22 protein-coding genes are annotated in these 24,294 nt (G+C 62.7%); 1 reads left to right on the top strand and 21 read right to left on the bottom strand.

Annotated features, from left to right (window positions below; genetic code table 11):
* From Q8K99_09325 to Q8K99_09225, 21 genes are all read right to left on the bottom strand, one after another.
* The coding region (locus Q8K99_09325; protein ID MDP2182754.1) for a YqhA family protein at positions 1 to 384 on the bottom strand (384 nt) is incomplete at its 3' end.
* Between the two features lie 2 nt (positions 385 to 386).
* A complete protein-coding gene (locus Q8K99_09320; protein ID MDP2182753.1) occupies positions 387 to 983 on the bottom strand; it encodes a flavin prenyltransferase UbiX in 597 nt (198 codons plus the stop codon).
* A 10-nt stretch (positions 984 to 993) separates the two neighbouring features.
* The gene (locus tag Q8K99_09315; GenBank protein ID MDP2182752.1) at positions 994 to 1,875 is read right to left on the bottom strand and encodes a UbiA-like polyprenyltransferase; all 882 of its coding nucleotides are present in this window, start codon (positions 1,873 to 1,875) and stop codon (positions 994 to 996) included.
* Complete coding sequence (locus tag Q8K99_09310) at positions 1,872 to 3,356, bottom strand: menaquinone biosynthesis decarboxylase (protein MDP2182751.1); 1,485 nt, start codon at positions 3,354 to 3,356, stop codon at positions 1,872 to 1,874. The genes Q8K99_09315 and Q8K99_09310 overlap by 4 nt, the downstream gene beginning before the upstream one ends.
* Positions 3,357 to 3,380: 24 nt before the next feature.
* Positions 3,381 to 5,120: an alkaline phosphatase gene (locus Q8K99_09305; GenBank protein MDP2182750.1), complete on the bottom strand. Its 1,740-nt coding sequence runs from the start codon at positions 5,118 to 5,120 to the stop codon at positions 3,381 to 3,383.
* A gap of 2 nt (positions 5,121 to 5,122) precedes the next feature.
* Positions 5,123 to 5,818, bottom strand: coding sequence for an HAD-IA family hydrolase (locus Q8K99_09300; GenBank protein ID MDP2182749.1), 696 nt, complete (start codon positions 5,816 to 5,818; stop codon positions 5,123 to 5,125).
* A gap of 2 nt (positions 5,819 to 5,820) precedes the next feature.
* Positions 5,821 to 6,390, bottom strand: coding sequence for a nitroreductase (locus Q8K99_09295; protein ID MDP2182748.1), 570 nt, complete (start codon positions 6,388 to 6,390; stop codon positions 5,821 to 5,823).
* 29 nt (positions 6,391 to 6,419) lie between these two features.
* Positions 6,420 to 7,526, bottom strand: coding sequence for a glycosyltransferase (locus Q8K99_09290; GenBank protein MDP2182747.1), 1,107 nt, complete (start codon positions 7,524 to 7,526; stop codon positions 6,420 to 6,422).
* 43 nt (positions 7,527 to 7,569) lie between these two features.
* A complete protein-coding gene (locus Q8K99_09285) occupies positions 7,570 to 8,355 on the bottom strand; it encodes an anti-sigma factor antagonist (protein MDP2182746.1) in 786 nt (261 codons plus the stop codon).
* Between the two features lie 19 nt (positions 8,356 to 8,374).
* Positions 8,375 to 11,623, bottom strand: coding sequence for a SpoIIE family protein phosphatase (locus Q8K99_09280; GenBank protein MDP2182745.1), 3,249 nt, complete (start codon positions 11,621 to 11,623; stop codon positions 8,375 to 8,377).
* Positions 11,624 to 11,700: 77 nt separating this feature from the next.
* A complete protein-coding gene (locus tag Q8K99_09275) occupies positions 11,701 to 12,426 on the bottom strand; it encodes a cytochrome c biogenesis protein CcdA (GenBank protein ID MDP2182744.1) in 726 nt (241 codons plus the stop codon).
* A gap of 54 nt (positions 12,427 to 12,480) precedes the next feature.
* Positions 12,481 to 15,114, bottom strand: coding sequence for a heavy metal translocating P-type ATPase (locus Q8K99_09270; protein MDP2182743.1), 2,634 nt, complete (start codon positions 15,112 to 15,114; stop codon positions 12,481 to 12,483).
* A 9-nt stretch (positions 15,115 to 15,123) separates the two neighbouring features.
* Entirely contained in the window at positions 15,124 to 15,288 is a 165-nt protein-coding gene (locus tag Q8K99_09265; GenBank protein ID MDP2182742.1) for a hypothetical protein, read from the bottom strand.
* Between the two features lie 389 nt (positions 15,289 to 15,677).
* Positions 15,678 to 15,899, bottom strand: coding sequence for a heavy-metal-associated domain-containing protein (locus Q8K99_09260; GenBank protein MDP2182741.1), 222 nt, complete (start codon positions 15,897 to 15,899; stop codon positions 15,678 to 15,680).
* Positions 15,900 to 15,984: 85 nt separating this feature from the next.
* A complete protein-coding gene (locus Q8K99_09255) occupies positions 15,985 to 17,142 on the bottom strand; it encodes a sulfite exporter TauE/SafE family protein (protein MDP2182740.1) in 1,158 nt (385 codons plus the stop codon).
* Between the two features lie 7 nt (positions 17,143 to 17,149).
* Positions 17,150 to 17,518: a hypothetical protein gene (locus tag Q8K99_09250; GenBank protein ID MDP2182739.1), complete on the bottom strand. Its 369-nt coding sequence runs from the start codon at positions 17,516 to 17,518 to the stop codon at positions 17,150 to 17,152.
* Positions 17,519 to 17,595: 77 nt separating this feature from the next.
* Positions 17,596 to 18,945: a sigma-54 dependent transcriptional regulator gene (locus Q8K99_09245; GenBank protein ID MDP2182738.1), complete on the bottom strand. Its 1,350-nt coding sequence runs from the start codon at positions 18,943 to 18,945 to the stop codon at positions 17,596 to 17,598.
* Between the two features lie 3 nt (positions 18,946 to 18,948).
* Positions 18,949 to 20,487 (bottom strand): ATP-binding protein, encoded by a 1,539-nt coding sequence (locus tag Q8K99_09240; protein MDP2182737.1) that lies wholly within the window; start codon positions 20,485 to 20,487, stop codon positions 18,949 to 18,951.
* The gene (gene rpoN, locus Q8K99_09235; GenBank protein MDP2182736.1) at positions 20,484 to 21,881 is read right to left on the bottom strand and encodes an RNA polymerase factor sigma-54; all 1,398 of its coding nucleotides are present in this window, start codon (positions 21,879 to 21,881) and stop codon (positions 20,484 to 20,486) included. The genes Q8K99_09240 and rpoN overlap by 4 nt, the downstream gene beginning before the upstream one ends.
* A 113-nt stretch (positions 21,882 to 21,994) precedes the next feature.
* On the bottom strand, positions 21,995 to 22,969 hold the full coding sequence (locus Q8K99_09230; GenBank protein ID MDP2182735.1) for a DMT family transporter: 975 nt from the start codon (positions 22,967 to 22,969) through the stop codon (positions 21,995 to 21,997).
* Positions 22,953 to 23,900 carry a cation diffusion facilitator family transporter gene (locus Q8K99_09225; GenBank protein ID MDP2182734.1) on the bottom strand — a complete coding sequence of 316 codons (948 nt, stop codon included), beginning with the start codon at positions 23,898 to 23,900 and terminating at the stop codon, positions 22,953 to 22,955. Before Q8K99_09225 ends, Q8K99_09230 begins: the two co-directional genes overlap by 17 nt.
* Positions 23,901 to 23,996: 96 nt before the next feature.
* On the opposite strand from Q8K99_09225, the gene Q8K99_09220 reads away from it, so the two are divergent.
* A complete protein-coding gene (locus Q8K99_09220) occupies positions 23,997 to 24,293 on the top strand; it encodes a metal-sensitive transcriptional regulator (protein ID MDP2182733.1) in 297 nt (98 codons plus the stop codon).
* The last annotated feature ends 1 nt before the right edge of the window (position 24,294 follow it).

The following is a 24,294-nucleotide window of genomic DNA, read 5'->3' as shown; positions in this document are numbered from 1 at the left end:
GAAGAACACCGCCAGCACGACGATCACGACACCTACGAGCTTCTCTTTGAGGTCGTCGAGCGTGCGTACCTGGAGCCAGGCCGGCACAGGAATCGTGTCGTCGATGAACAGCTCATAGAGGCCAAGCGCCATGATGTAGAGCACTGTTGCGACCAGGAACACATCTGCGAGCTCGATGAACTCCAGAACCGCGTCTTGCTTGGACAGCTCGCCCGTGATGGCTGATGTGACCTGCTGCACGACATCGATCGCTGCCATGCCGACCAGTGTCACCGCGCCGATGAACAGTCCCACGACGGGGATGATTACCACGAACCGGCTGTATGCCGGTATTCGGCGGGCGATCCCGGTCGGTCTGCGCGCCATTTCGCGTTCGTCCCCCACGGTCACTCTCCCCACCTTTGGAACAGGTCATGCTCTATGCCAAGGACATCAAGCACCCTGCCTACGATGAAGTTCACCTGGTCATCGATGGTTGCGGGACGCTGGTAGAACGCCGGCATCGCCGGAACGATCACCGCGCCTGCCTCTGCGAGCGAAGTAAGGTTCCGAAGATGGATCAAAGACAGCGGAGTCTCGCGCGGCACAAGAACCAGCGGACGCCGTTGCTTGAGGGCGACGTCAGCCGCACGTTCGGGCAGATCGGAACCGAGTCCTGCAGCCACGGACGCACAGAAGCCCATGCTCGCGGGGCAGGCGATCGTCGCGTCGACCGGGTGGGATCCGGACGCGATCGGGTCGAATAGGTCCGACGAACACGCGCAACGCAACTGTGCGTCGTGCGGGAGTTCCAGAAATCGCAGCAGTTCGCGTGCGGGCTCCTCGGCAGGTAGCTCGAACCCAACCTCGAAAGCGGTCACATCGCGACCCGCCTCTGTCATCACGAGCGTCACTTCGTGCCCGGTGGTGAGCAGCTGCTCCACGAGGCGCAGGCCATACACACTCCCGGACGCTCCCGTCATGACTACCGTGTACAGTCCCATTCACTGCCTCCTATGCCATCAACCGGTCAGCGAGCGCCCCTGCGAAAACGATGACCGCGATGATTCCGTTTACCGAGAAGAACGCTGCGTTGACGCGCGAAAGATCCTTCGGCGAGACGATCGCGTTCTCATATGCGAGCAGGACCGCGGCCACGGCCACTGCCGCGTACCACGGCCATCCCGCACCTACAAGATACCCGCCAAGGACAAGCAGGCCGACGGTGAGTGTATGAACCACGCGGGTCATGAGTAGCGCGGGAGCGATGCCCAGGTCCGCCGGCACGCTGTGGACACCGTCGCGGCGATCGCAGTTCACGTCCTGCGTCGCGTAGATGATGTCGAACCCAGCCGTCCACAGCATCACCGCCGCCCCCATTACCCACGGTGCGGGATGCGAGACGCTGTTCGTCACCGCTGCCCACCCGCCAACGGGAGCGAGCCCCAGACACAGGCCGAGCCAGTAGTGGCACAGCCACGTGAACCGTTTGGTGTACGGATACACGAAGAACGCCACCAACGGTATCGGCCACAGCACGTGTGCGATCGGCGCAAGCTGCCAGACTCCGAAGAGGTACAACCCGAGCATCGCGGCACTGAAGAGCCACAGCTCCCAGGCCTTTATGAGACCCGCAGGGATAGCGCGACCCGCAGTGCGGGGGTTGCGGGCGTCGATCTCCTTGTCGATGGCCCGGTTGAGCACGAAGGCGAAGGCTCGCGCCCCGACCATGACCAATGTGATCCACGCAATGGACCACCAGGACGGCCAACCACCCTTCGGAACCCACGTTGCCCCGTACAGCGCCCCGATGTAGGCGTAGGGCAGCGCAAAGATCGAGTGCTCGAACTTCACGAGCTCAAGAAGGATACGGAGCTTCTCGCCGGCCTTGCTCACAGGCCGAGTTCGCCCCACATCTCATCGATACGGGCCTTGACCTCGTCGGTCATGACCATCGCGTCGGGCCAATCGCGCTCGTGGCCCTCGCCCGGAAGCGGCTTGGTCGCGTCGATACCCATCTTGAAGCCGAAGCTCTCGAGGTTGCTGCTGTGGTCCAGCCGGTCGAGCGGGCCCTTGCTGATCAGGACGTCACGGCTCGGGTCGACGTTGTTGAAACAGCGCCACGCGACCTCGGAGTAGTTGTGACAGTCAACATCCGCATCCACAACGATCACGTATTTCGTGAACATCATCTGCCCCATCGACCAGGCGAAATTCATGACACGGAACGCTTGGCCCGGAAACTCCTTCTTGATCTGGAAGATCGCGCAGTTGTGGAACACGCCCTCCAGAGGCAAGTCGTAGTCGACAACCTCCGGCATCATCGCGCGCACGACCGGCAGGAACAGCCGCTCGGTGGCCTTGCCCATGTAGCAGTCCTCCATGGGCGGCTGACCGACGATTGTCGTCGGGTATATCGCGTCCTTGCGCATCGTGACCGCCTCGACATGGAAGACCGGGAAGTCGTCCGCCAAGGAGTAGTACCCCGTGTGATCGCCGAATGGTCCCTCCCACCGCGTTTCGTCCGGATCGCACCAGCCTTCAAGCACGATCTCGGCACCGGCGGGTACGAGCAGGTCGTTGGTCACGCATTTCACGACGTCGACGCTCTCGCCGCGGAGAATGCCGGAGAAGAGATACTCGTCGATCATCGGAGGCACCGGCGCGGTCGCAGAGAAGATCGTGGCCGGGTCTCCCCCGAGGGCGGCCGACACCGGAATGCGCTCGTGTCCGGCTTCTTTCCAGGCCCTGAGGTTCTTCGCGCCGTCGTGATGCACATGGATGTGCAACCCGGTCGTATTGCGGTCGAAGACCTGAAGCCGGTACATCCCGACGTTCATGCGTCCCTTGAGGTCGCTCGTGACGACCAGCGGCAGCGTTACGAATGGACCCCCGTCGTCGGGCCAGGTAGTGAGTACCGGCAGTCTCGAGAGATCCACGTCTGTCCCACGCAAGACGACCTGCTGACAAGGGGCCTTCTTGACCTCATTGGCTCCAGCACCCGCCAGGTCCTTCAGACCCATGAGCACGTCGATCTTGCCCTTCATCGACGCCGGCATGTCGAGCGGAAGCAGCTCCATGACCCGTCTGCCCACCGCATCGAGGTCACGCCACGTCCCGGTCTCTGCGTCTACCCCCAGCGCCCACGCCATACGGTCGTAGCTACCCATCAGGTTGATGACGACCGGCATGGCGTAGGCCTCGCCAGCCGCCCGGTTCACGGGATTCTCGAAGAGCAGCGCCGGGCCGACCGCCTTGCTCACACGGTCGGTGACCTCACCAATCTCAAGGTAGGGATCTGCGGCCGCAGCAATGCGCTTGAGTTGACCCTTGCTCTCGAGCAGCGCGATGAAGTCACGCAGGTCTTTGAAGGCCATCTGTGTCCCCTCTCGGGGTCGGGACTATCGAATCAGGCCGCCCGGACTGTCCGCCCGTGATGCCGACCCGGCACTCTCGGTCGAGCGCACCTTCGGATGATACCGCCCGACAAGGTATGTGACCAGCGGCGCAAGTAGTGCAACAGCCCCAACAGCAGTCGCCTGGATGAGGTCAAGATCGTACTTGAACCCCCACCTGAGGTCAGGCAAACGCCACGTCACGTCCGCGCCCCAGGCCCAAAGGAACCACGCGACCTGCACCGCCAACGTCGCGAGCACGCACAGAGCCGTTGCAGGCCCCAGTGCAAGCCAACCGCCAAGGAAGCCCTCCTTCGGGCCCTTCGGCCTGCGCCGCATGAGGGGATACACGTATGCGGAGACGCCCGCCGCGATGAGTATCGACAGCGCCGCTTCGGCCATGCGGATGTTGAAGAACGCCTCGACGAATGTCTCCGTGTTGAAGGCAGACAACGACCATTCGTAGCCGTGCACGAGGAAGTACAGGCCGTTGTAGATTCCGAAGTACGCAACCGCGCCGGCCAATGACGCGATCAGAGCGCGCCAAGAGGAGATGCCTATGCCGGCCACAACGAGAAGCGCCGCAGCAAGGATCGCAAGCGACACGGGAAGCCTTCCCTGCCGATCTTGCGAAAGCCTCGCCGAGGACGCATCGTCCATCGCAAGTTGCAGTGCATCGTACGACTTCACGCCGCCAACACTCGGCGGCTTCCCGCCAATGACCGTTGCGTAGCGCTCTGCAAGCACGCGGAACTGCTGCTCTCCGCGCAGAACCTCCGCATCGCTGTCCGCTAGCAGATCGTCGCGCACTCGACCGGCGGAATGCCTCGGAATCGGAAGGTCGAGAATCGCAGCTATCGTTGGGGCGATGTCGGACTGGGACATCTCTCCACGCTCGGTAAGCATCCGCGAACCAACAAAGACCGCGGGCGTGCGCGTCACGTCCCTCTCCCATCCACCGTGACCGCCGGACGGGATGTGGCCATGATCCGCACAGATGACGTAGGTGGTGCGCTCGTCCTGAAGCGCTTCAACGAGCTTCGCGATGTCCCGATCGATATTGGCGACCACGTCAGCGTAGGCCTTCGAGTCCGCGCCTGAGTCGTGCGCCGCCTCATCCGCATCGGGAAGGTGAACCACCACGAACTGAGGATTCACCCGCTCGGTCATGGCGATTGCCTGGTCGATGAAGCCAGAGGTCATGTAGTCGCCATCGCCCCACGGCTTGAAGTAGGTAGCCTGCGCTCGAGACGCCTCATAGAGCGTCTCGAAGTCATCGGGAGCCGAAACGACAACGGTCCTGCCGCCTGCGAGTGCAACATCGATCAGCGTCTCAACCGGGACGGCGCCCTCGAACCAGTTCGTTGTGACACCGCTGAACTGAGGCGGGGCGCCCGACAGTATGTTCGTCCATGTCGGGAATGACAGGGACGGTTGCGGGGCGATGGCGACCATGTCAGCGCCGTACTGCCGCAACGTATTGAGCGAACTCATGTTTCGCGATGCCTCAAGCTGCAGTCCGTCAACGATGACGAGAACCACCCGCGGGGTCGAGCTCTCCTCGGCGGAGAACGTCTCAGGCTTCACGCCTACCCAAGGGCGTTCGTAGTCACCGAACGGAGTGCTATAGGAAACCACCTGGTCCCACGAGTAGCCAGCGAGTGTGTACGCCGCATAGGCGGAGGCGAGGCAGATGGCGATCGCAAGAACGAGGGCCGTCCATGACAACACTCGTCCTGTATTCATGCCTAGACCCTCCATCCGAGGTAGCTTTCAAGTGCATCCAGGCTGCTCAATGCCTCACCGGGATGTCCCCCGTGACGATCGATCAGAACGGCCCTCATGCCTACGCTCGATGCGCCGAGGATGTCGGAGTAGTGGTGATCCCCGACATGGACCGACTTCGTCGGCGCAACACCGAGAGTACTGCATGCGAGCTCGAAGATGCGAGGGTCGGGCTTGCGAAGCCCTACGACCGCCGAGGAGATCACCACGTCTACGAAGTCTCCGAATCCTAGTCCCTCGAGGAGCACGGGTAGCCTGCGATCCCAGTTGGAGATGATGCCGGTCTTGATGCCACGCTCTCTCAGCCTGCGGAGAACCGGAAACACGTCATCGTAGACCCGCCACCTATCGGGACGACCGAACTCATCGTACACGCGGCGAGCAAGCGTCTCGGCCTCCTCGGCGATGCCGAGTCTGCGGCACAACAGCGAGTACATCCCCACCCATACGGAGGAGGTCTCGCCCTCATCGGTCCAGAAGGTGTCGTCCTCCCGGTAGCGGTCCTCATAGTAGGCGTCGACCAGCGGCATGACCTGCTCGATGGAGTCAAGCTCCCGGTCATGTCCGGCGCTGCGAAGGACCTCTCTGCAGACTTCGGACACGCTCGGATAGGGATACAGGAGCGTGTTTCCGACGTCGAAGAAGACCCCTTCGGCCATCATCAGTCGAGGTAGACCCCGACATCGTGTCGCTTGGGAGGCACCAGCGGCGGCTCGTCACTCGGATAGCCAAGGACAACCAGCGCCACGATGGCCCTCTCGTCGGGGATGCCCAGTTCCCTGCCGATGTCGTCGCGGACCCAGAAGGAGAATGTCACCATGCAGGCGCCAAGACCAAGGTCGGTAGCAGCAAGCAGGATGTGCTCGAGGGCGGCGCCGGCGGCGATGTGCTTGTTCAGCCGCGCGAAGTCGTCCTCCACGCGCGGCATCGTGCACGCCATGACCACAGGCGCCCCGCCAAGCTCCGAGTACCACTGCACAACGTGGTCGTCCATCTCCTTGCCGAGGATCTTCAGGTACTCCTCGAGGTATGAAGTGCTCTGCGCCATGATCTGCCCGAGCTTGGTCCGTGACTCGCCACGAACGACGTAGAAGCGCCAGGGTTGTTCATTCAGAGATGAAGGAGCAAGGGATGCTGCGTAGATGAGCTTGTCGATGAGCTCCTTCGGAACCGGTTCCGGAGAGAACGAGCGAACCGAGTGACGCTTCTCAAATGCCTCGAATAGATCCATACCGACCTACCTCCTGGCCAAAACGTCGCCTATCTCAAAGCAGCCATGACACGCTCACACACCACTCGCGCCGCCGCCGGCTTGCCGAGTGCCGCAGCGTTCGATGCCATCTGCCCGAGACGCTCCGGATGCGTGGACAGGAACCTCACCTTCTCGACAACATCATCATCGTCTCGTGAAACGAACCCTGCCCCGCTGTTCACAATGAAGTCGACGCTGTGGAGTTCTTGTCCCGGCACAGAACCGTACATGATCATCGGCAAGCCCATCGCGAGCGCCTCGGACACCATAAGCCCACCCGCTTGGCCGATGATCACATCGACCGCCATCATCATTGTATTCATTCCCTCAACAAAACCGTATCCCTTCAGCAATACAACTCCTCGGGCTACTTCCTCGATTCTCCGCCCCAGCCGCTTGTTATGGCCGGCAACAGCCGCGACCTGGACGCCTGCTGCAGCCAGCTTCCGTGCGAGGTCCCCCAGGTCACCGTGGGTTCCGAAGCTAGGTGCGAGCATGACGGTGAAGCGGTCTGCCAGCTCGTGGTGGTTTCGCGCTTTGGTGCGATCTCCGGCCTCGGCGAACCTCTCATGGATGGGTACGCCCGACACGACCACTTTCTCCCAAGCGGCTCCTCGGATCACCAGGTTCTCGCGAGCCTCTCTGCAGGCGGCGAAGTAGATGTCTGTCGCCGGGTGCAACCATGCTTGCTGCGCGCTGTAGTCGGCGATCACGGTCGCTGCCAAGAACTCGCGATCGCCCTTGAGGTCCGCGACTATTCCGCCGGCGATCGGGAATGTCGAGATCACGGCGTGCGGTGCGTACTCGTGGACGAAAGCGCGGGCGCGGTCGATCCCCACACTCTCGAGCGCCTGAACCACTGGGTTGCCCGGCATGTCCCGGGAGGCGTCGCCGAACGTGCCGGAGAACGCCGGGAAGAACTGTCCCGGTTGCTGGTAGGCGAACTTTGCGAGAATGTTCAGGCTTGGTGCGAACTCCTCGAAGAAGTCGACCAGCCGGACTTCGATCTCGCGGGAGTAGTGATCCCCATAGTAGCTCTGCAGCGCCCGGGCGGCCGCGCCGAGGCCACCTCCGGAAGAGGCGCCGAGTATCAGGACGCGCTTTCGATCGGGCACTATGCGGGGACCGCCCTTCGCGACTGACTTGTCGGCAGGGCGGTCAAGAGACTTCTGCAGGCGCCCTGTGCTTGACCAGGGTAACAGTAGTTCCGCCCGAAGGTGCCGGACGGAAGGCGACCCGATCCATCAAGGCGCGCATGAACACTATGCCGCGCCCGCCAGACGCGTACAGGTCATCGCTGCACACATGCTCGCCATCGAACCCGGTGCCGGTGTCCACTACCTCGATCTCAACCTTCTCTTCGAACGCCCGAACCGAGATTCCGATTATCCCGTTCCCGTCTCCCGGACAGCCGTGGCGCACCGCATTGGCCAAGGCCTCGCCCAGCGCCACCTTGATGTCGAACAGCGCCGCATCGCCGAACCCTAGTGTCTGGACAAGCTCGCTGACGCGCTCACGCACCGGGGCGAGCGCGTCAGCTCTTCCGGCCATCGACAACTCCTCGGTCCACAGTGGTTCCACGGAGTCCGAGACTGTCTCTATTCCCTGCAAGACATCGTCGACGCTCTCCTCGCGACACTTCACACGGGTGATCGCTACGAGACCCGATATCGCGAGAACGCGTGCGATGTCCCTGTTCGCACCCACAAGAACCACCTTGCCTGGAGTCCCTGCAAGCTCTCGATCCAGCCAGACAAGCAAGCTCAACGCCGAGGAATCGACGTACGTCGCATGGGAGAGTTCGAACACGATGTTCGTGTATCCCGCCTCGATGAGATCGGCCAGGCTGGCCTTCATCTTGGGTACGACAGCCAGGTCCATGTCGCCGTCCACGTGCACAACGGCGGTCCTCAGATCCTCGTGTCGCTCGGTGTCCTGCGCCATCCTGCTCACTTCACGCGTACTACTCGTTTGCGGCCAACGGATCGCCCGCGGCGATATCACCCGGTAACGGCCCGAATGTCACGGCCAGAATCGCTGCATCATCACGCAGCTGCCCGGGAGCGAAGCGAGAGAGCGCTGCCAGCAATCTCTTCGCAATATCATCGGGAGTGCCACCGTATCGCAGCGACCTGCGCACCCGACCCTCGCCGAAGAATCTATTCCCCCTACGGGCCTCGGTGACACCGTCAGTGTAGAGCAGCACGGTGTCGCCGGGCACAACAGGAACGACCTGTTCCCCGTAGCTGGCGTCTGCGATAGCCCCGAGCAATGGTCCGGTTGTCGCCAGCCGCTCGACGCCTGAACCGTCGGCAAATCGAAAAAGTGCCGGAGGATGTCCCCCGTTGGCATACACAAGTGTCCCTGCGGCGACATCGAACACGCCCAGCCACAGTGTGACGATATCGCTTGGCGTACCACCCTCTGCGACCATGCGGTTGACCTGAGCGACCATGCGCGCAGGCGAAAGCCCCGTCGCTGCAAGCCCCCTGACGGTGTACTTGATCATCGAGGTCTTCGTCGCGGCAACAACGCCCTTGCCGCACACATCAGCAATGGCCATGACGATATTGCCTGCAGGCGTCTTGAACAGGTCGAAGTAGTCCCCGCCAATCTCCGCCTCGTTCCCAGCCGCCTGATACACGCTGCTCGACTTGATCTCGGGGTACTCCGGGAGCGTCTCCGGCAAGATGCTCGACTGAAGCACCGACGCCACCATATGCTCTCGGCCGTACATGTCTGCCGTGTCGATCGCCAGCGCTGCCTGAGAGGCGAACGTATGCAGCAAGCCCCTGTCCTCCTCGGTGAAGACCCCGGGTTCCGAGGAGAAAACGGTCAGAACGCCGAGACTGCGCCCGCGCGCAAGAAGAGGGACTGCAAGAGCTGCGTGAAGACCCTGGCGAACGGCCGCAGCAGCCAGCAGGCCAACCGTCGTCACAAGTTCGTCGATCTTGGCAGGCTCCCCGCTCTCGAATACGGCCCCTGGGAACTCCTGTCCCGGAGCGCATGAGAAATGCAGGATGTCATTGGATACAAGACCACGGGCCATGGCAGTGTCTATGACCCGCTTCTGTTCGTCGAAGATCATCAGACTCACCGTGTCGGCTGTGAATATCTTCTGAACGACGTCGAGCACGCGATTCAGAACGACCTTGATCTGGAGGGACGAGCTCACGGCCTGCGAGATGCGGAAGATCGTCTCGATATTCGCTGACCGGGTACGGGCCTGCTCGAAGTAGAAGGCGTTGTCGAGGGCAAGGGCAATCTGAGTTGCAAGCGCTTCGACTACGCCAGTCTCGTGGGAGTCGGCCAGGGCTCCTGGCCTGCGCACCGCGAAGGCGAGAACCGCGCCAGGTGTGCCGCCGCGTATCACCGTAGCCATCAGGAGGAAGTGGGCGTCTTGCTTGACGAGATACTCGTCCACAAGCGGGTCATCGCCCGGACCCAGGCGCAAGACATGACGCTGGTCGCGACCCACAAGCGCACGTCCCCACATGCGCAGGATGTTGCGCTCGTTCGCAGCGTCGGACGCCGCCTCCATGCCGAGCAGATCGCGGTCCACCACCGCAACACTCCAATCCACGGCGTCAAGCAGAACCGCAACACGCTTCGCAACGTCCCCCAGCGCCGTCTCAAGCTCACCCGGCATCGCAAGCCTCTCCGCCACCTCGCGCATGGCCTCGGCTTCATGACGGGAACGAATCTCCTCTTCGAAGAGGCGTGAATTGTGCACAGCGATGGCGGCTTGCGCCGAGAACGTTCGAACCATTTCCATCTCGGCCTGTGAGAACACGTGGTGGTCGGTGTTCAGAACGGCGATGACTCCGAGGGGTTCGTTGCCGACGACCAGCGGGGCAACCAACCCGGACGCGGGCGAATCCGCTGCCAGGCCAAATGCCGCCGCTATGTCGGGATCGGGATCGCCAAAGGGGACGGGGCCGCTCGAATACAATGCGTCCGCAAGCCGAGATGAGCTCGAAAGCGGTACGGTCACGTCACCGGGATGCTGAACGCCGCGGGTTCGGGCGAGCGAAAGCGCCTCGCCCACGTCATTGACGAGGTACACGGCAACGCTGGACGATCCGACGATATGGCTCATCGCCGAAAGAATGCCATCGAGCACCTGATCCAGGCTTGAAGAGCTCGCAAGGAGTTGGGAGAGGTCGTGGAGGGCATTGAGCCGCAGTGCGACTGCGTTGAACGCATCGGCTAGACGGCCAATCTCGTCGGTCCTGTCCGTCTCGATGGAGCGGACGTACGCGCCCGACACTGCCTGCTGCGCGTGAAACTCAAGATCCTTCAGGGGCGCCACCAAGCGCCGGGAGAACAGGCCGGTGAACATGAGCGAGAATGCCACGCTGAACACGAGTGCTCCCACGGCGGGAATGAGCGCACGCATGGTGTCTACTGCGACAGCGCTGCGCGGTTCGGCCGTGACCACCCTCCAGGCTATTCCGCGATAGCCCTCCAGTTCCGCGTACTCCCCCCACATCACGGCACCACTCGAAGACGTGGCCTTCACCGCCCCTGTTGCCGGGTTCTCCTTGTCGGGTTCGTACTCGATCGACAAGGGCTCGACGTTGGGACCGATGGCGCTCGACGCGATCACGCTGCGGTCGCTGTCGAGCACCGCAAGCCACCGATCAGAGCTCTCCGAAGCGAAACCGTCCAGCAGACCGCCCAGGTAGCCCATGCGTGCGCGTACAGCTACGACCGTTTCGGTTCCGTCTGCAGCCGTGGCACGGCGCGCGACCCACAGACGTGCCCGCGACTTGTCCCAGTACAAGCTCGGGGTCTCGCTCAAGGCCGCGCTCAGTATCTCCGGCTTGGGGAGCGGCTCGCGCGCCACGTAGGACGGGTGCGCGCTCAAGATCGCGCCATCGGTCGCGAACACCACGAGCCGGTCGATGTACTCAACGCCGGTCTCATGGGTCGCTGCCAGCTTCACCTGGTCGATTCCGCCAGCAGCGGGATCGGAGATGACACCAATCGCCCGCTCCACCACGCGAAACGCGCCGTCGAAGTGCACTTCGATCTCACTCGCCGCAGCCTGGCGGTAGGCCTTCTGCCGCGCCGCAACCTGACTGCGCGCGAGATCGAAAACGCCGGAGAGTGCTGCGAGGCTGATAATCGTAACCGAGACGCCCACGACCATCAGAACAAGAACCATCAGATTGGCGGCCAGGCTCCCCCTGCGTGTGCTGCGCTCCATCCTCACACCGTTGCTCCTGCCGCCCCTCAGGTCACTGCTCCAATCGTACCGCCCCGGAGCCGGGGGACAAAGCGCTCCTACAATCCGACGGATGGCAGCACGGTTGAGAGCCATCCGGACAGTACTCCGAGTCGGCCGGTGATCATAAGAACGCCGACCGCGATCAGCACCGCTCCCGCCACCCTGTTGATGGCCAAGGAGTGCCGGCCAAGCCAACGCAGTGTGCCCCCCAGCTTACCGAACAGCAACGCCACCAAGACAAAGGGGACTCCGAGACCCAGAGAGTACGCGGAGAGCAGAAGAACGCCAGTACCAACGCTTCCGGACGAGCCGGCTACGGCGAGAATCGAGCCCAGAATCGGCCCGACGCACGGCGTCCAACCGAACGCGAAGGCCATGCCCATGACCAGCGCCGCGCCACGACCGAAAGCGCGGGCCTTCCCCATCTCGAATCGCGCCTCGCCATACAGCCAGGGCACCTCTATGACACCGAGCATGAAGAATCCGAGTACCAACAGCGCTCCGCCAGCGATTCTCACCAGCAGCAGCCGGTACGCCACCAGAAACGCACCCAAAAGGGATGCAGAAGCGCCCAATGCGACAAACACCAGCGAGAACCCGGCAACGAACAACAGGCTCGGTGCGAGTACCACACGGAGCGGCGCTCTCTCCTTGGCCAGTTCCGAAGCGGACATCCCGGTGATGAATGAGATGTATGCCGGAATCAGCGGAAGGACGCACGGCGAAAGAAACGAGACGAGACCGGCTGCAAAAGCAGCAGCTAGTCCAACGGAATTCTCCATGCGGTTCCCTTCATGAGGTCTTCCTGATGATATCCCAGAGCGGCGGCTGTCCTGTTATCGCATGGAGGGACGGAATCGGCGTAGCAGCAAGGAGTTCGTCACGACGCTGACGCTGGAAAACGCCATCGCAGCCCCAGCAAGCCACGGGAACTGCGAGAGCAGGCCTATCGCCGCCACAGGAATGCCCAGTGTGTTGTAGCCGAGCGCCCAGACGAAGTTCGACTTGATCTTGCGCATCGTCGCGCGAGACAGCTCGATGGCGGTCACCACATCGCGAAGATCGTTCTTGATGAGCACGATGCCGCCCGTCTCCATGGCAACATCCGTGCCCGCGCCCATCGCGATGCCGACATCGGCCTGGGCAAGTGCCGGTGTATCGTTGATGCCGTCGCCGACCATCGCGGTTCGCAGTCCTTGGCTCTGCAGAGCTGCGACTCTCGTCGCCTTGTCCTCGGGAAGCACTTCAGCGAGAACGTGATCCGAGGAGATTCCGGCCTGCAGGGCAACAGCCTGTGCCGTCGTCCGGTTGTCGCCCGTGATCATGTAGACCTCCACACCCATCTCACGCAGGCGCGCAACTGCGGGCTTGGAGTGCTCCTTCAGCGTGTCGGCAACGGCGATGAGTCCCACCGGCCGGACTCCCGAGATCCCAACGATCATCACGGTCTTGCCCTGCGACTCAAGCTCCGCGATCTCGCGCTCGCACGAGTCGCACGCGAGGGCCTCGCGCTCCATGAGCTTGCGATTGCCGAGTACGACCCGCGTTCCATCTACCTCGCCCGCCACGCCATGCCCGGGTATCGCGGAGAAGGAGATCACGGGGTGCACTGCAACTCCGGTGTCATTCGCATGCCCCACTATGGCCTCGGCCAGGGGATGCTCGCTCGAGCGCTCGAGAGAGGCGGCCAGCTCCAGAATCCGTGTGGGGTCCTCGGAATCGAGGGCTACGACATCGGTCACCTTGGGCTGCCCGTGGGTCAGTGTGCCGGTCTTGTCGAAGACGATGGCATCGATTCGATACGCCGTCTCGAGGGCTTCGCCGCTCTTGATGAGCACGCCGTTCTCGGCGCCCTTCCCGGTTCCGACCATGATGGCCGTCGGCGTCGCGAGCCCGAGAGCGCATGGACACGCGATGACCACGGCCGCTGTGCCCGCGAGAAGCGCAGCCACGAACCACCCGCTGCCGGCCGCAGCCCTCAGTATCGGGTGCAACACCGTCGCGTAGGCTGCGGGATCGGGTGCTGCGCCAAAGATGACCGGTCCTGCGATCAGCCAGAACAGAAACGTCGCAAGCGCCGTCCCGACGACTGCGGGGACGAACACCGCACTGATGCGATCCGCGAACCGTTGCACCGGGGCCTTGGAGCCCTGCGCTTCCTCGACGAGTCGGATGATCTGCGCGAGGGCGGTGTCCCGGCCGACCTTGGTGGCCCGCATCCTGAACGAGCCGAGCTTGTTCAGCGTCGCACCGATGACCGTGTCTCCGGGGTTCTTCTCAACGGGTATGGACTCGCCCGTCAGCATCGATTCGTCGACCGAGGACCCGCCCTCGGTCAGTACACCATCGACAGGGACCTTCTCGCCCGGCCGGACGATGACGATATCGCCCACCACGACCTGCTCCACGGCAACGTCGAGTTCCTCCCCGCCGCGCACAACGCGCGCCGTCTTGGCCGCAAGTCCCATGAGCTTCTTGATCGCGTCCCCCGTGCGACCTTTGGCCCGCGCCTCAAGCATCTTGCCAAGGAGAACGAATGTGATGAGCAATGCGCTCGTTTCGTAGAACGCGGGCTGCTCGGTTATCCAGAATGTGGCCGCCACGCTGTACGCGAACGCGGCGGTCGTTCCGATCGCAACCAGCGTGTCCATGTTGCCGGTGCGTCGCTTCAGTGCATGCCAGAACCCACGGTAGTACTGTGCGCCGGCGTAGAACTGCACAGGGGTGGCGAGCACCAGCATGATGTACTTGTGAACCATCATGACGCCGGACTCGCCCGAGATCCCGAATATCGAGGCGATCCATGTCGGAATCGCCTCCATGAACGGCGGCACCATGGCCACAAAGAGCAGAGGAATGGAGAGGGTGGCGGAGAACACGAGCAGGTTACGCTGATGCTGATAGAACGCGCGCTGCGCGGCACTCTGTGCGTCTGCCTCCACACCGGCACCGACAACGCTCTCCGTCTTGAGCTCCGCTCCGTATCCGGCAGCGATGACTGCAGAGATGATCTCTTCCGGCCCGACGATCACCGGATCGAAATCGACGGATGCACTTTCCCGAGCCAGGTTCACAACCGCCGCCGAGACACCGTCGACCTTGTCGAGCGATTTCTCGATGACGGCGCTGCACGAAGCGCAGGTCATCCCTGTGACCACCAGGTCCACGTGCCCGGTCGCAGGGGAAGCCACGGCCTTGGACATGCTAGTGGCTCCGTAGCCGGCACTCTCTACCTGCGAAACGATCTCATCGATGTCGATCCTGGTCGGGTCGAATGTGACCCGCAGTCTCTCCGCAGCAAGGTTGACTGCAGCAGAATCGACCCCCTCCGTTTTGGCCAGGGTCTTCTCGATCACGGCCGCGCATGAGGCACACGTCATGCCTGTGACGGCGAAATCGACGCTCTCCTCACCATCGTGGGGAGCGGTCTCGTCACGCGCATCAGCGCGCGCCGAAGTCTCTTCGGACATTGCCGCCCCCTATTCGACCACCAGCGTACCGGACGCCATCTCCATGCCGCACGAGAAGCCATACGTGCCGGGGTCAAGCGCCTTCAGATTGACGGTGGCGCCACCGCGAGTGAGATCCTCGAAATACACCCAGCTGGGGAGAGTGCACCTCCGCCAAACAGCCGGATCCCTCACCGAATGAAATCTCCAGGGGTACCCTGGCCTGCGCGCGAATGACGGTCGGATCGAAGAAGCCGGCCGACACATCGACTTGTATTCGCTGCACACCATCCGAGACTGCAGCCGAGCCCTCGGTTTCGACGCCCCCCGTGCCGCAGCACTCCCCGCCGCACGCTCCGCCGTCCTGACCTGCCCCAGCCCCCTGACCTGCCCCAGCCCCCTGACCCGCCCCTGTGCTCTGCCCCACACCGGCGACAGCTACCGAGGGGTCGGGCGTCCTGCTGGTGGCCGAGGCCACGCCATATGCGCCGACAAACGCCAACAGGGCGAGCGCGCCCACCAGTAGGTACTTTCTGCGGGAGCCCGTTGTGTAGGAATGCCCAGTCATGTCCGCTTCGGATTCTCTAGGCATCGTCAACGTCATAGCCCGCCGACCGTATCGCAGCCACGATATCTTCGGTTGTCACCACATCCGAATCGAACATCACGTCGGTCGCACCTGTCACGTAGTCCGTGCTGACGCTATCGACGCCGTCGAGATCCCCAACGGTCATGTCTACAAGCATGGAGCATGACCGGCAGTGAAGCCCGGTCGTCATGAGTCTTGCCTCGGTCAGTTCAGCCATAGTCGTTCTCCTCCGCATCGCTGCCGACAGCACGTCGAACATGCAGGTGTAACGCGTTGCGAACCAAGTGCCAACTCCGTGGCGATCAACCTAGCGCCGCGCCATCTCGCGGCCGTGTCTTGCGACTTGCGGCGTAGCCGAAGATGCCGACGAGTAGCGCTCCTAGTGCTATGCCCACAATCGGCGTTCCCGTGACCTCGGCAGCAGCATCACCGGCCAAGATCCTGCCGGACATCATCCCCATTCCGCAGGTCAAAGTGTACGCACCGGATCCCATTGGCGGAAACTCGACAGCCGTGACGCCGTTGGGCGCCAGGTCTGCCAGGATGCCGACCTGCGGAACAGCGATCTGGTCGGAGCACGCACCGTCTTCCCGGCGTTCCACGACGAGCCTGAACGGACGGTCAACCGGGACCGAGACTGTTTCGGGCACGAACCGGGTGTTCTGGATGACCAGATCGATCTCGATGACGCCGTCGGCGCCTGCGCGATACTCAGGACTCGCCTCGGTCCGGGCCGCCGAACCCATGACGGCCTGCTTCGCGGCTCGGAGCGTCAAGGGTGACCCGACCAACATGGATCCGCGATTGAACATCACCAGCCCGAGCACGATGATCGCAATGGCCGCAACCGCAGTCATACGCTTCTTGAATGCCGATCCCAGGTAGCCGGACCCCAGGCCGAACGCCAGCATCAAGGGTGCAGCGCCGAGGCCGAAGCCGAGCATCGCTGTGGCTCCCGACAAGGCGCTACCGGTTGCTGCGGCCGACAACTGCGCTGCCTGCAAGGGCCCGCAGGGCATCAGGCCTGTCAGTAGGCCGAAGGTCGCGGGCGTGACGAGGTTGTGGGAGTCTTCTCTCTCCTCGGCCAAGGCCTTCTTGCGCGTGCGCACGAGCGCCGCAGTCACGGCACGCGGGGTTCTCAGGGCGAGCTTCCTGAGCAGCGGGAACCGGCCCAGCATGTTGATGCCGAGCAACACCATGAAGAGGCCAGCGGCAAGTTGCACCCATCCGCGCACCCCGGCCAGGTCGAAGACTTCACCCAATGTGCCAAGAATCAAGCCCACGAGGACGTAGCTGAGGATCTTTGCGGACTGGTACACCAGGTGAGGTGTCATGCCCTGTGAGACTCGCCCTGAGGAGCCTTCCTTGAGCGCATAGGTCGCCACAAGGGTTCCACACATCGCAACGCAGTGGACGCTCGTCACAAGTCCCAGACCGAGCATGAGCAGGAATACATCCACGATCGGCTCAGTTCTCGCGCTCTCCGTATCCGGCGCCCGTCAGCGGCATCCTGACATCGCACTCAAGAAGCGCACCGCAATGCGGACAGAGCTTCCACTCATCCATGATTGCCGAACCGCAGACCGCGCACGTGCCCGATTGCAGCGTGTCGGTGGAAGCGGACTCGGAAGGAGAGCCCTCGAGCAGCATGATCGCTACTCCGCCGATCACCGCAGCAGCAAGCAGCGGCACGAACCACCGGAATGCAGCAGTTGACGTACAGCCACCGATCCCGCCGCCCGTCTCGATGGCGATCACTAACGCGGCGGCGGCCGCCGTGGCGACGACTGCTATCGGTGCAAGAAGGTACGTTCGTGTGAGGTGTATGCGGTCCACGATTTCCCGGTTCATCGAGCTGTCAGCACTGGAGTTGCAAGGCGTGTGCCAAGAAACGGGAACGGCAGTCGCGCGCATCACAACCCCAGGCGCGCCATCCGGGCCTCAAGAGTCTTGGTGGTCAGCCCCAATAGTTTCGCCGCCTTCGGAGCGGCCCCGCCGCTACGGTCAAGCGCCTGACGGATGAGGTCTAGCTCGACCTCTTCCAGGCTGCATCCGTCTTCTGGCAGCACGATTCCGACTGCCGACCTGTCGCACGCGATGGAGCCCAGTCTCACTTCTGCTGGCAAGTCTCCGATACCGATCTCGTCACCATGAGCCAGAATCAGTATCCGCTCGATCGTGTTCTCCAGTTCGCGCACATTACCCGGCCACTGGTACGCCGCCATTGCCTCCATCGCCTCACTTGAGATGGTTCGGCTACCCGCGTTGTACTTGTCGAGGAAATGCGCGACCAGCGGCGCAATGTCTCCCGGACGCTTGCGCAGGGGCGGAAGGGTGACCGGCACGACGTTAAGCCGGTAGAAGAGGTCTTCGCGGAACATGTCCTCGGCGATGAGCTGCTGCAGGTCGCGATTGGTCGCAGCTACTACCCGCACGTCCACCTCGATCGTGCGCGTACCGCCGAGGCGCTCGAATTGCCGCTCCTGGAGCACGCGAAGCAGCTTGACCTGCACCGACGGAGGGATGTCACCGACCTCGTCGAGGAACAGCGTCCCACTGTTCGCGAGTTCGAATCGACCCGGTTTGGCGGTGATCGCGCCGGTGAATGCCCCCTTCTCGAATCCAAAGAGCTCGCTTTCGAGGAGTGTCTCGGGAAGCGCGCCAGCGCTCACCGACACGAAGGGCTTGGATGAGCGCTCGGACAGAGCATGTATCGCGCGGGCCACCAACTCCTTGCCGGTACCCGACTCGCCATAGATCATCACCGTCGCACTGGTCGGCGCAACGCGCTGGACCGTCTCGAGAACACCGGTCATGCGTTCGTCTGCAGCGACGATGCCCTCGACATCGTACTCGCGATCCAGCTCCTCTCGCAGCCTTTCGACCTCGGCGGCGAGGGTACTCAACCTGAGAGCCTTCTCGATGGCGAGCTTTAGCTCCTCGAGATCGAACGGCTTCGTCAGGTACTCGTTGGCGCCGGCCTTCATCGCGTCTACTGCCGTGGCCACGTTGCCATGCGCCGTCAGCATGATGACGGGGAACGTCCTGCCCTCGGCGCGCAAACGGCGCAGCACCTCCATGCCGTCGGGAGCGGGCATGCGGTGGTCGAGCACCATTATGTCTGGCTCCTGGTCCGCTACGGCTGCGAGCGCTTCCTTGCCGTCCGCGGCCTGGCCCACATCGAAACCCACCGCCTCCAGCGCTTGGGCGAGCACCCAACGCATGTTCTTCTCGTCATCGACGATCAGCACGCGCTGCTTCATTTGTCACTCCTCATCAATGTCGTTGTGGGCCGCCACGGGAAGTGACACGCGAAACACGGTTCCGTCTGACCCGCTCCCCACTTCGATATGCCCATCATGCTCGTCGATGATTCTGTGTACCATCGTCAGTCCAAGACCGGTGCCTTCGTCGCGCGTGGAGAAGAAGGGATCGAACACCTTGCCGAGGGATGCTTCCGAAATGCCGGGCCCGGTATCTGACACGGTGACGAAGACGTAGCCCGGCACATGGCCAGTCTCGATTGCGATAGTCCCCCCGGATTCCTCCATTACCTGGACTGCATTGGTCACGAGATTCAGGAACACCTGCTTCAACTGATCGGGATCGGCATGGACAAGAGGGAGGCTGGCCGAGAAGTGCTCTTCGATCGCCACGTCAGCCTGTTTCGCAAACCGCTTGGTGAAGAGAACCACATCACTCAGCACGCTCTCGACATCGGTCTCGACGAACGTCGGCTTGCTCGGCCTCCCGAAGTCCAGCAAGGCCTTGATCACCTTGTCCAACCGATCGATCTCCTGCTTGATCACGCCGGCAGCCTCACGGATTCGGTCCTCGTCGCACTTGCTCTCTTCGAGAAGCTGTACGGACGCCCGGATGATCCCGAGGGGGTTGCGCACCTCGTGAGCCACGCCCGCTGTCAACTCACCCATTGCCGCCAGACGGTCGGCACGGATCAGCTGCTCCGTGAGGCTCTTGACCTCCGAGATGTCTTCGACAGTCACAACGGCGCCAAGGATGCGACCTCCGACGGCGCGCATACGGGAGGTGGAAGCCTGGACATGAATGGTCTTGTCAGACTGCGTGACAACCTTGACCTCCCGCAACGTCAGGGGAAGGCGTCCTGACAGCACCTTCTCGACATCGGCGGACAACCCCCCGTCGTCCTTCAGGACGGCGCCGATCGGCTTGGGAACCATCTCGTACTCGGAGATGCCCAGCATGCGCTCGGCAGCCGGGTTCACCGTCGTCACAGATCCATCCGGACCCACCGTCAAGACACCGGAGGTGATCGAACGCAGGATGGATTGCGTGTAGTCCTGGATGTTGATGAGCTGAATCGCGCGCTCCTCAAGCTTCTTGTACGCATCCTCAAGGCGCAGACTCACCTGTCGGAGGTCGTGAGTCTTGCGTTCCTCCATGTCGCGAAGAGTACCGAACAGCACTCCCATGGCGAAGTACATCACCACCTCATACGTGTTATCCGCATGCGCCCCGAACAAGCCACCGAGTGACACCTGTGCGTGCAGCGCGAAAGGTGTCGAGGCCCCAAGAGCCGCGAGAAGGCCACCCCGCTTCCCGAACACGAACGCCGCATAGAGAATCGGAATGTAGTACAGCCGCCGGTAGAGCAGATGAATCATGGTGTTGCCGCCGCTAACAGCCGTGAAGAGATGGAGCACGGTGACGGCGACAAGCATCGCGGCCACAAGGCCAACCGCACGGACCGCTCTGTTGCGGGTTGCCCTCCGGGTTCCGTTGGGATTCTCCGCACCGGGCTTCAATGTCGTCGTGGGTTCGCTCACGGTCGCCTCTTCCGCGCCCACGAGGGCTCGATTCCGAGTTCCTCCCGGTACTTCGCGACCGTCCTGCGAGCCACCTGAACGCCTTCGTCGGAAAGCGTCTCAGCGAGTCTCTGATCCGAGAACGGGTGGTTGGGGTCTTCGGCGGTCACAATGCCCTTGAGGTGCTGCTTGATGCTTGTCGAAGAGACATCTACGCCTTGCCGCGTCCGATACCCACCGCTGAAGAAGTGCTTGAGCTCGAATAGCCCATACGGGGTCGCCATGTACTTGGCCGTCACTCCACGACTGACGGTCGAGAGGTGGACCCCCAATTCGACCGCCACGTCTTCGAGACGCAACGGCCTCAAATCGCCCCTACCGTCCTTGAAGAACTCATCCTGAACCTCCAGGATGATGCGGATGATCCTGCTCACCGTGTCCTTGCGGCGGTCGATGTTCTTGATGAAGCTCTCGGCCGACCGAATCTTCTCGCGAAGGTAGCGTCTGGTGTCTTCGTCGGCTGTTGAGCCGGAACGCAACATGGAGCGGTACTTCGGACTGACGCGTAGGGTCGGGATGGACTCGTTGTTCGAAACGATGAGCCACTCGTCGTCGAAGCGACGCAGAGTCACGTCCGGAACGATGTACCCGGGCGACGGGCCGGGCGAGAACGCACCTGCCGGACGAGGGTTCAATGTCTTCAGCACGTCGACGAGCCGCCATATCTCCCGCTCGTCGACACGCAGTGCACGAGAGATCTTGCGGAAGTGGCTCGCCGCGACGTCATCGAGATGCGAACGGATCAGCCGCTCGAGCAGAGGCTCCTCAAGACCCAGGTACGCCGATTGAATCATCAGGGCCTCGATCACATTCCTGGCCCCGACGCCGGGGGGATCGAGTTGTTGAACGACGCCAAGACCCTGCTCCGCTGACTCGCCCGAAACACCGGCGAGCGCGGCTATCTCCGCGCAATCCCCCTCGAAGAAACCATCGCCATCAAGCAAGCCGATCACTGCGCGCGCCGCACGGCTGACATCGTCGGGAGTATCGAGTAGTGCCACCTGGTCTATCAGGTAGTCGCTGAATGAGAGAACGCCGCCGACGTACTCCTCGGTATTGGGCGCTTCGGCATTGGGATCCCGGGGGGCCGAGGTGTCCATGGACTCGAGCTCGTCGTACATCTCGAGCCAATCGTCCCAGGCTCGTTCTTCCTCGGCCGACTCCACGCGCTCGTCTTCCATCTCATCGGGTTCCGACTCGAGCTCGTCGACCTCGAGGAGTGGATTCTCCAGCATCTCCGCCTCCACGAGAAGCTCGAGATCGGCGATGGGCATCGCCAGAATACTCAGTCCCTGGTAGACCTGAGGCGACAGGGTGACCTTCTGTCGCAGTTCTGGTCGCTGACCGAGCTCCACGGTGCTCCTCCGGGGGGTGATCCGCACCTGCGGGCGCCGAGGAAATACCGCGCCCTAGCAAACTATATACCACTCTGCGCGGACCTTGCCGCGGCCCCACGGGACCGGGTCTCCTACGTGGCTGGCGGCAGCGACTCCCTAGCGTGTCCCGTGCGCTGAACAAGCAGAATCGCGCACATGACGAACGCGCCTCCGGCAAGCTGCGTGCCGTCGAAGGTCTCGCCGAGGAGCAACCATGCGGCGATTCCCGCTATCACGGGCTCCAGAGTGGCGGTCACAGTCGCCCGGGTTGCATCGATATAGTGCAACGCCTTGAGGAAAGCCGAGAACGGAACGATCGTGCTCACGACCGCCACGTACACGATTGACGCTGCTCCGCCCGGAGACGACATGGCCCCGAAGATCGCGGTGACACCGCGCAAGTAGATGACCCAGAACAGCGTCGCGAACCCGAGCCCAAAGACAAGTAGTCTCCAGGGCGAGAATCGCCCTGCGGCGTGCTTTCCGAGGAGAGAGTAAAGGGCGAAGAACGCCGCGGCGGCCAGACCCCACGCGACGCCCCGGACCGACACGACTATGCCACCGGGTGATGCTGCGCCCACGACCAACGCACACCCCGTTATCGAAAGTGCCACACCGGCGGGGAGCGACCACGTCAGACGCTCACCGAGGAAAGCCACGGAGAAGACCAACACGATCACAGGCGCCAGGTACTCCAGCAGAATCGCCGTGGCGACGTTCGTGTAGGAGATCGCCTTGAAGTAGGTGAAGTGGACCGCCGCGAGACCGAAGACCCCGAAGACGGCAAGAAACGGCACCTCCCGGATGGACACCCGGATCTCGCCCGGTCTGTGAAACACGAGATACGCGGCAAGCAACGCAAAGGCCGTCAGAGCACGGGCTCCCGACAGAACGGCTGGATCGATCTGCATTCCGAGTGGAGGAAGCGGCCACGCCGACGTCGTGGCGTCAAGCGGACTGAAGAGCCACTTCGCCGTGAGCCCGCCGGTGGCCCAGCTCGCAGCAGCCAACACGGCAAGAGCGTAGCCCTTCCAGGCGTGCGAGGGTTGATCAGACGAGACCGGCATCGATCTCCTCGGCGGTCTTTGACGCCTGGTATTCGTCGAGAGGCTCCAGGTGCGCTATCACGTCGACCACCGAAGGGAAGGCCACGCAGACTGCGCGCTCGACCTCCTCGGCCACGGCATGTCCTTCCTTGACAGTAGACGACGGGTCGACCTGGATATGCAGATCGACGTAGACCTCCGACTCCGAACCGCGCGTCCGGACACTGTGGCAGCCAAGGACACCTTCGACCAGGCAGGCCGCTCCGCAAATCTCTCCCGGGTCGATGCGGGCGCTGTCCGACAGGGTCTCATTGGCCTGTCGAAAGACCGCCCATGCGGTGTATGCGATCGCTACGGATACCCCGAGCGCGATGATCGGGTCGGCGATCGGGAAGCCGAGACGCACGGCCACCAGCCCAGCGATAACGCCGAGACTCACGAGAACATCGCTTCCCGTATGGCTTGCGTCCGCGACGAGAATCTCGCTACCGAGCTTGCGTCCCACGCGACGCTCATACGTCGTGACACCGATGTTGACAGCGAGCGTGCCGATCATGATCCCGAAGGACACCGCGTCGACGCGGGGCGGTGCGCCACCGTCAACGAGCGCATGGATGGCACTGCTGCCCACGCGGTATGCAGCCAATGCGAGCATCGCGCCGATGGCCGCTGATGCATACGTCTCGAACTTGCCGTGGCCGTAGGGGTGCTCGCGGTCGGCGGGCCGGCCGGCGACGTACATCCCAACAAGTCCCACGACGTTCGAAGCGCCGTCAAACAGTGAATGGAAGCCGTCTGCCTGCATCGCCACCGAGCCCGTGACATACCCCCAGGCCATCTTCGCGACGGCGACCGCGAGGTTCAGGACGAGAATCGCCCACAGGATCCGCCTGATCCGGCGTACCCTGGGCGACGCTCCCGCCCCTGCACCTTCCTCCCTGCGATAGCCCATGGTTCTCCCGCACGGTTGTGTGGCATACCCCCAGGGGGTATATTATCCTACAGGCAACGCCCAATAATACCGCAATCCAAAGACCGGGAGCGACCAATGGCTGACATCTCCGCAACCATCCCCGACGACAGCGAGCGCCGGCGCATCATCAACCGTCTCAAACGTCTCGAAGGTCAGATTCGCGGCCTGCAGACAATGATCGAGTCCGAGAAGGAATGTGAGGCCGTCCTCACCCAGATCATGGCGGCCAAGTCGGCACTCAATCAGGTCGGGATGCACATCATCGGGCACTCGATGAAGCGCTGCCTGATCGATGACACTGACAAGACCCGGGACGAGCTGATCGACGATGCAATCGCCGTGTTCCTCAAGTACTCGTCGTGCGTCCAGTAGA

This window comes from Actinomycetota bacterium, assembly GCA_030682655.1.
Classification (GTDB): domain Bacteria; phylum Actinomycetota; class Coriobacteriia; order Anaerosomatales; family JAUXNU01; genus JAUXNU01.
The sequence above is the reverse complement of the archived record's forward strand: the minus strand, read 5'-3'. Positions and strand labels throughout refer to the sequence as shown.

What these genes read in the sequence shown, in the direction of transcription:
- Q8K99_09320 (MDP2182753.1), bottom strand. Translation starts at nt 983, where the DNA reads ATGGGACTGTACACGGTAGTCATGACGGGAGCGTCCGGGAGTGTGTAT.
- Q8K99_09310 (MDP2182751.1), bottom strand. Translation starts at nt 3,356, where the DNA reads ATGGCCTTCAAAGACCTGCGTGACTTCATCGCGCTGCTCGAGAGCAAG.
- Q8K99_09305 (MDP2182750.1), bottom strand. Translation starts at nt 5,120, where the DNA reads ATGAATACAGGACGAGTGTTGTCATGGACGGCCCTCGTTCTTGCGATC.
- Q8K99_09300 (MDP2182749.1), bottom strand. Translation starts at nt 5,818, where the DNA reads ATGGCCGAAGGGGTCTTCTTCGACGTCGGAAACACGCTCCTGTATCCC.
- Q8K99_09295 (MDP2182748.1), bottom strand. Translation starts at nt 6,390, where the DNA reads ATGGATCTATTCGAGGCATTTGAGAAGCGTCACTCGGTTCGCTCGTTC.
- Q8K99_09285 (MDP2182746.1), bottom strand. Translation starts at nt 8,355, where the DNA reads ATGGCGCAGGACACCGAGCGACACGAGGATCTGAGGACCGCCGTTGTG.
- Q8K99_09280 (MDP2182745.1), bottom strand. Translation starts at nt 11,623, where the DNA reads ATGGAGCGCAGCACACGCAGGGGGAGCCTGGCCGCCAATCTGATGGTT.
- Q8K99_09275 (MDP2182744.1), bottom strand. Translation starts at nt 12,426, where the DNA reads ATGGAGAATTCCGTTGGACTAGCTGCTGCTTTTGCAGCCGGTCTCGTC.
- Q8K99_09270 (MDP2182743.1), bottom strand. Translation starts at nt 15,114, where the DNA reads ATGTCCGAAGAGACTTCGGCGCGCGCTGATGCGCGTGACGAGACCGCT.
- Q8K99_09260 (MDP2182741.1), bottom strand. Translation starts at nt 15,899, where the DNA reads ATGGCTGAACTGACCGAGGCAAGACTCATGACGACCGGGCTTCACTGC.
- Q8K99_09245 (MDP2182738.1), bottom strand. Translation starts at nt 18,945, where the DNA reads ATGAAGCAGCGCGTGCTGATCGTCGATGACGAGAAGAACATGCGTTGG.
- Q8K99_09230 (MDP2182735.1), bottom strand. Translation starts at nt 22,969, where the DNA reads ATGCCGGTCTCGTCTGATCAACCCTCGCACGCCTGGAAGGGCTACGCT.
- Q8K99_09225 (MDP2182734.1), bottom strand. Translation starts at nt 23,900, where the DNA reads ATGGGCTATCGCAGGGAGGAAGGTGCAGGGGCGGGAGCGTCGCCCAGG.
- Q8K99_09220 (MDP2182733.1), top strand. Translation starts at nt 23,997, where the DNA reads ATGGCTGACATCTCCGCAACCATCCCCGACGACAGCGAGCGCCGGCGC.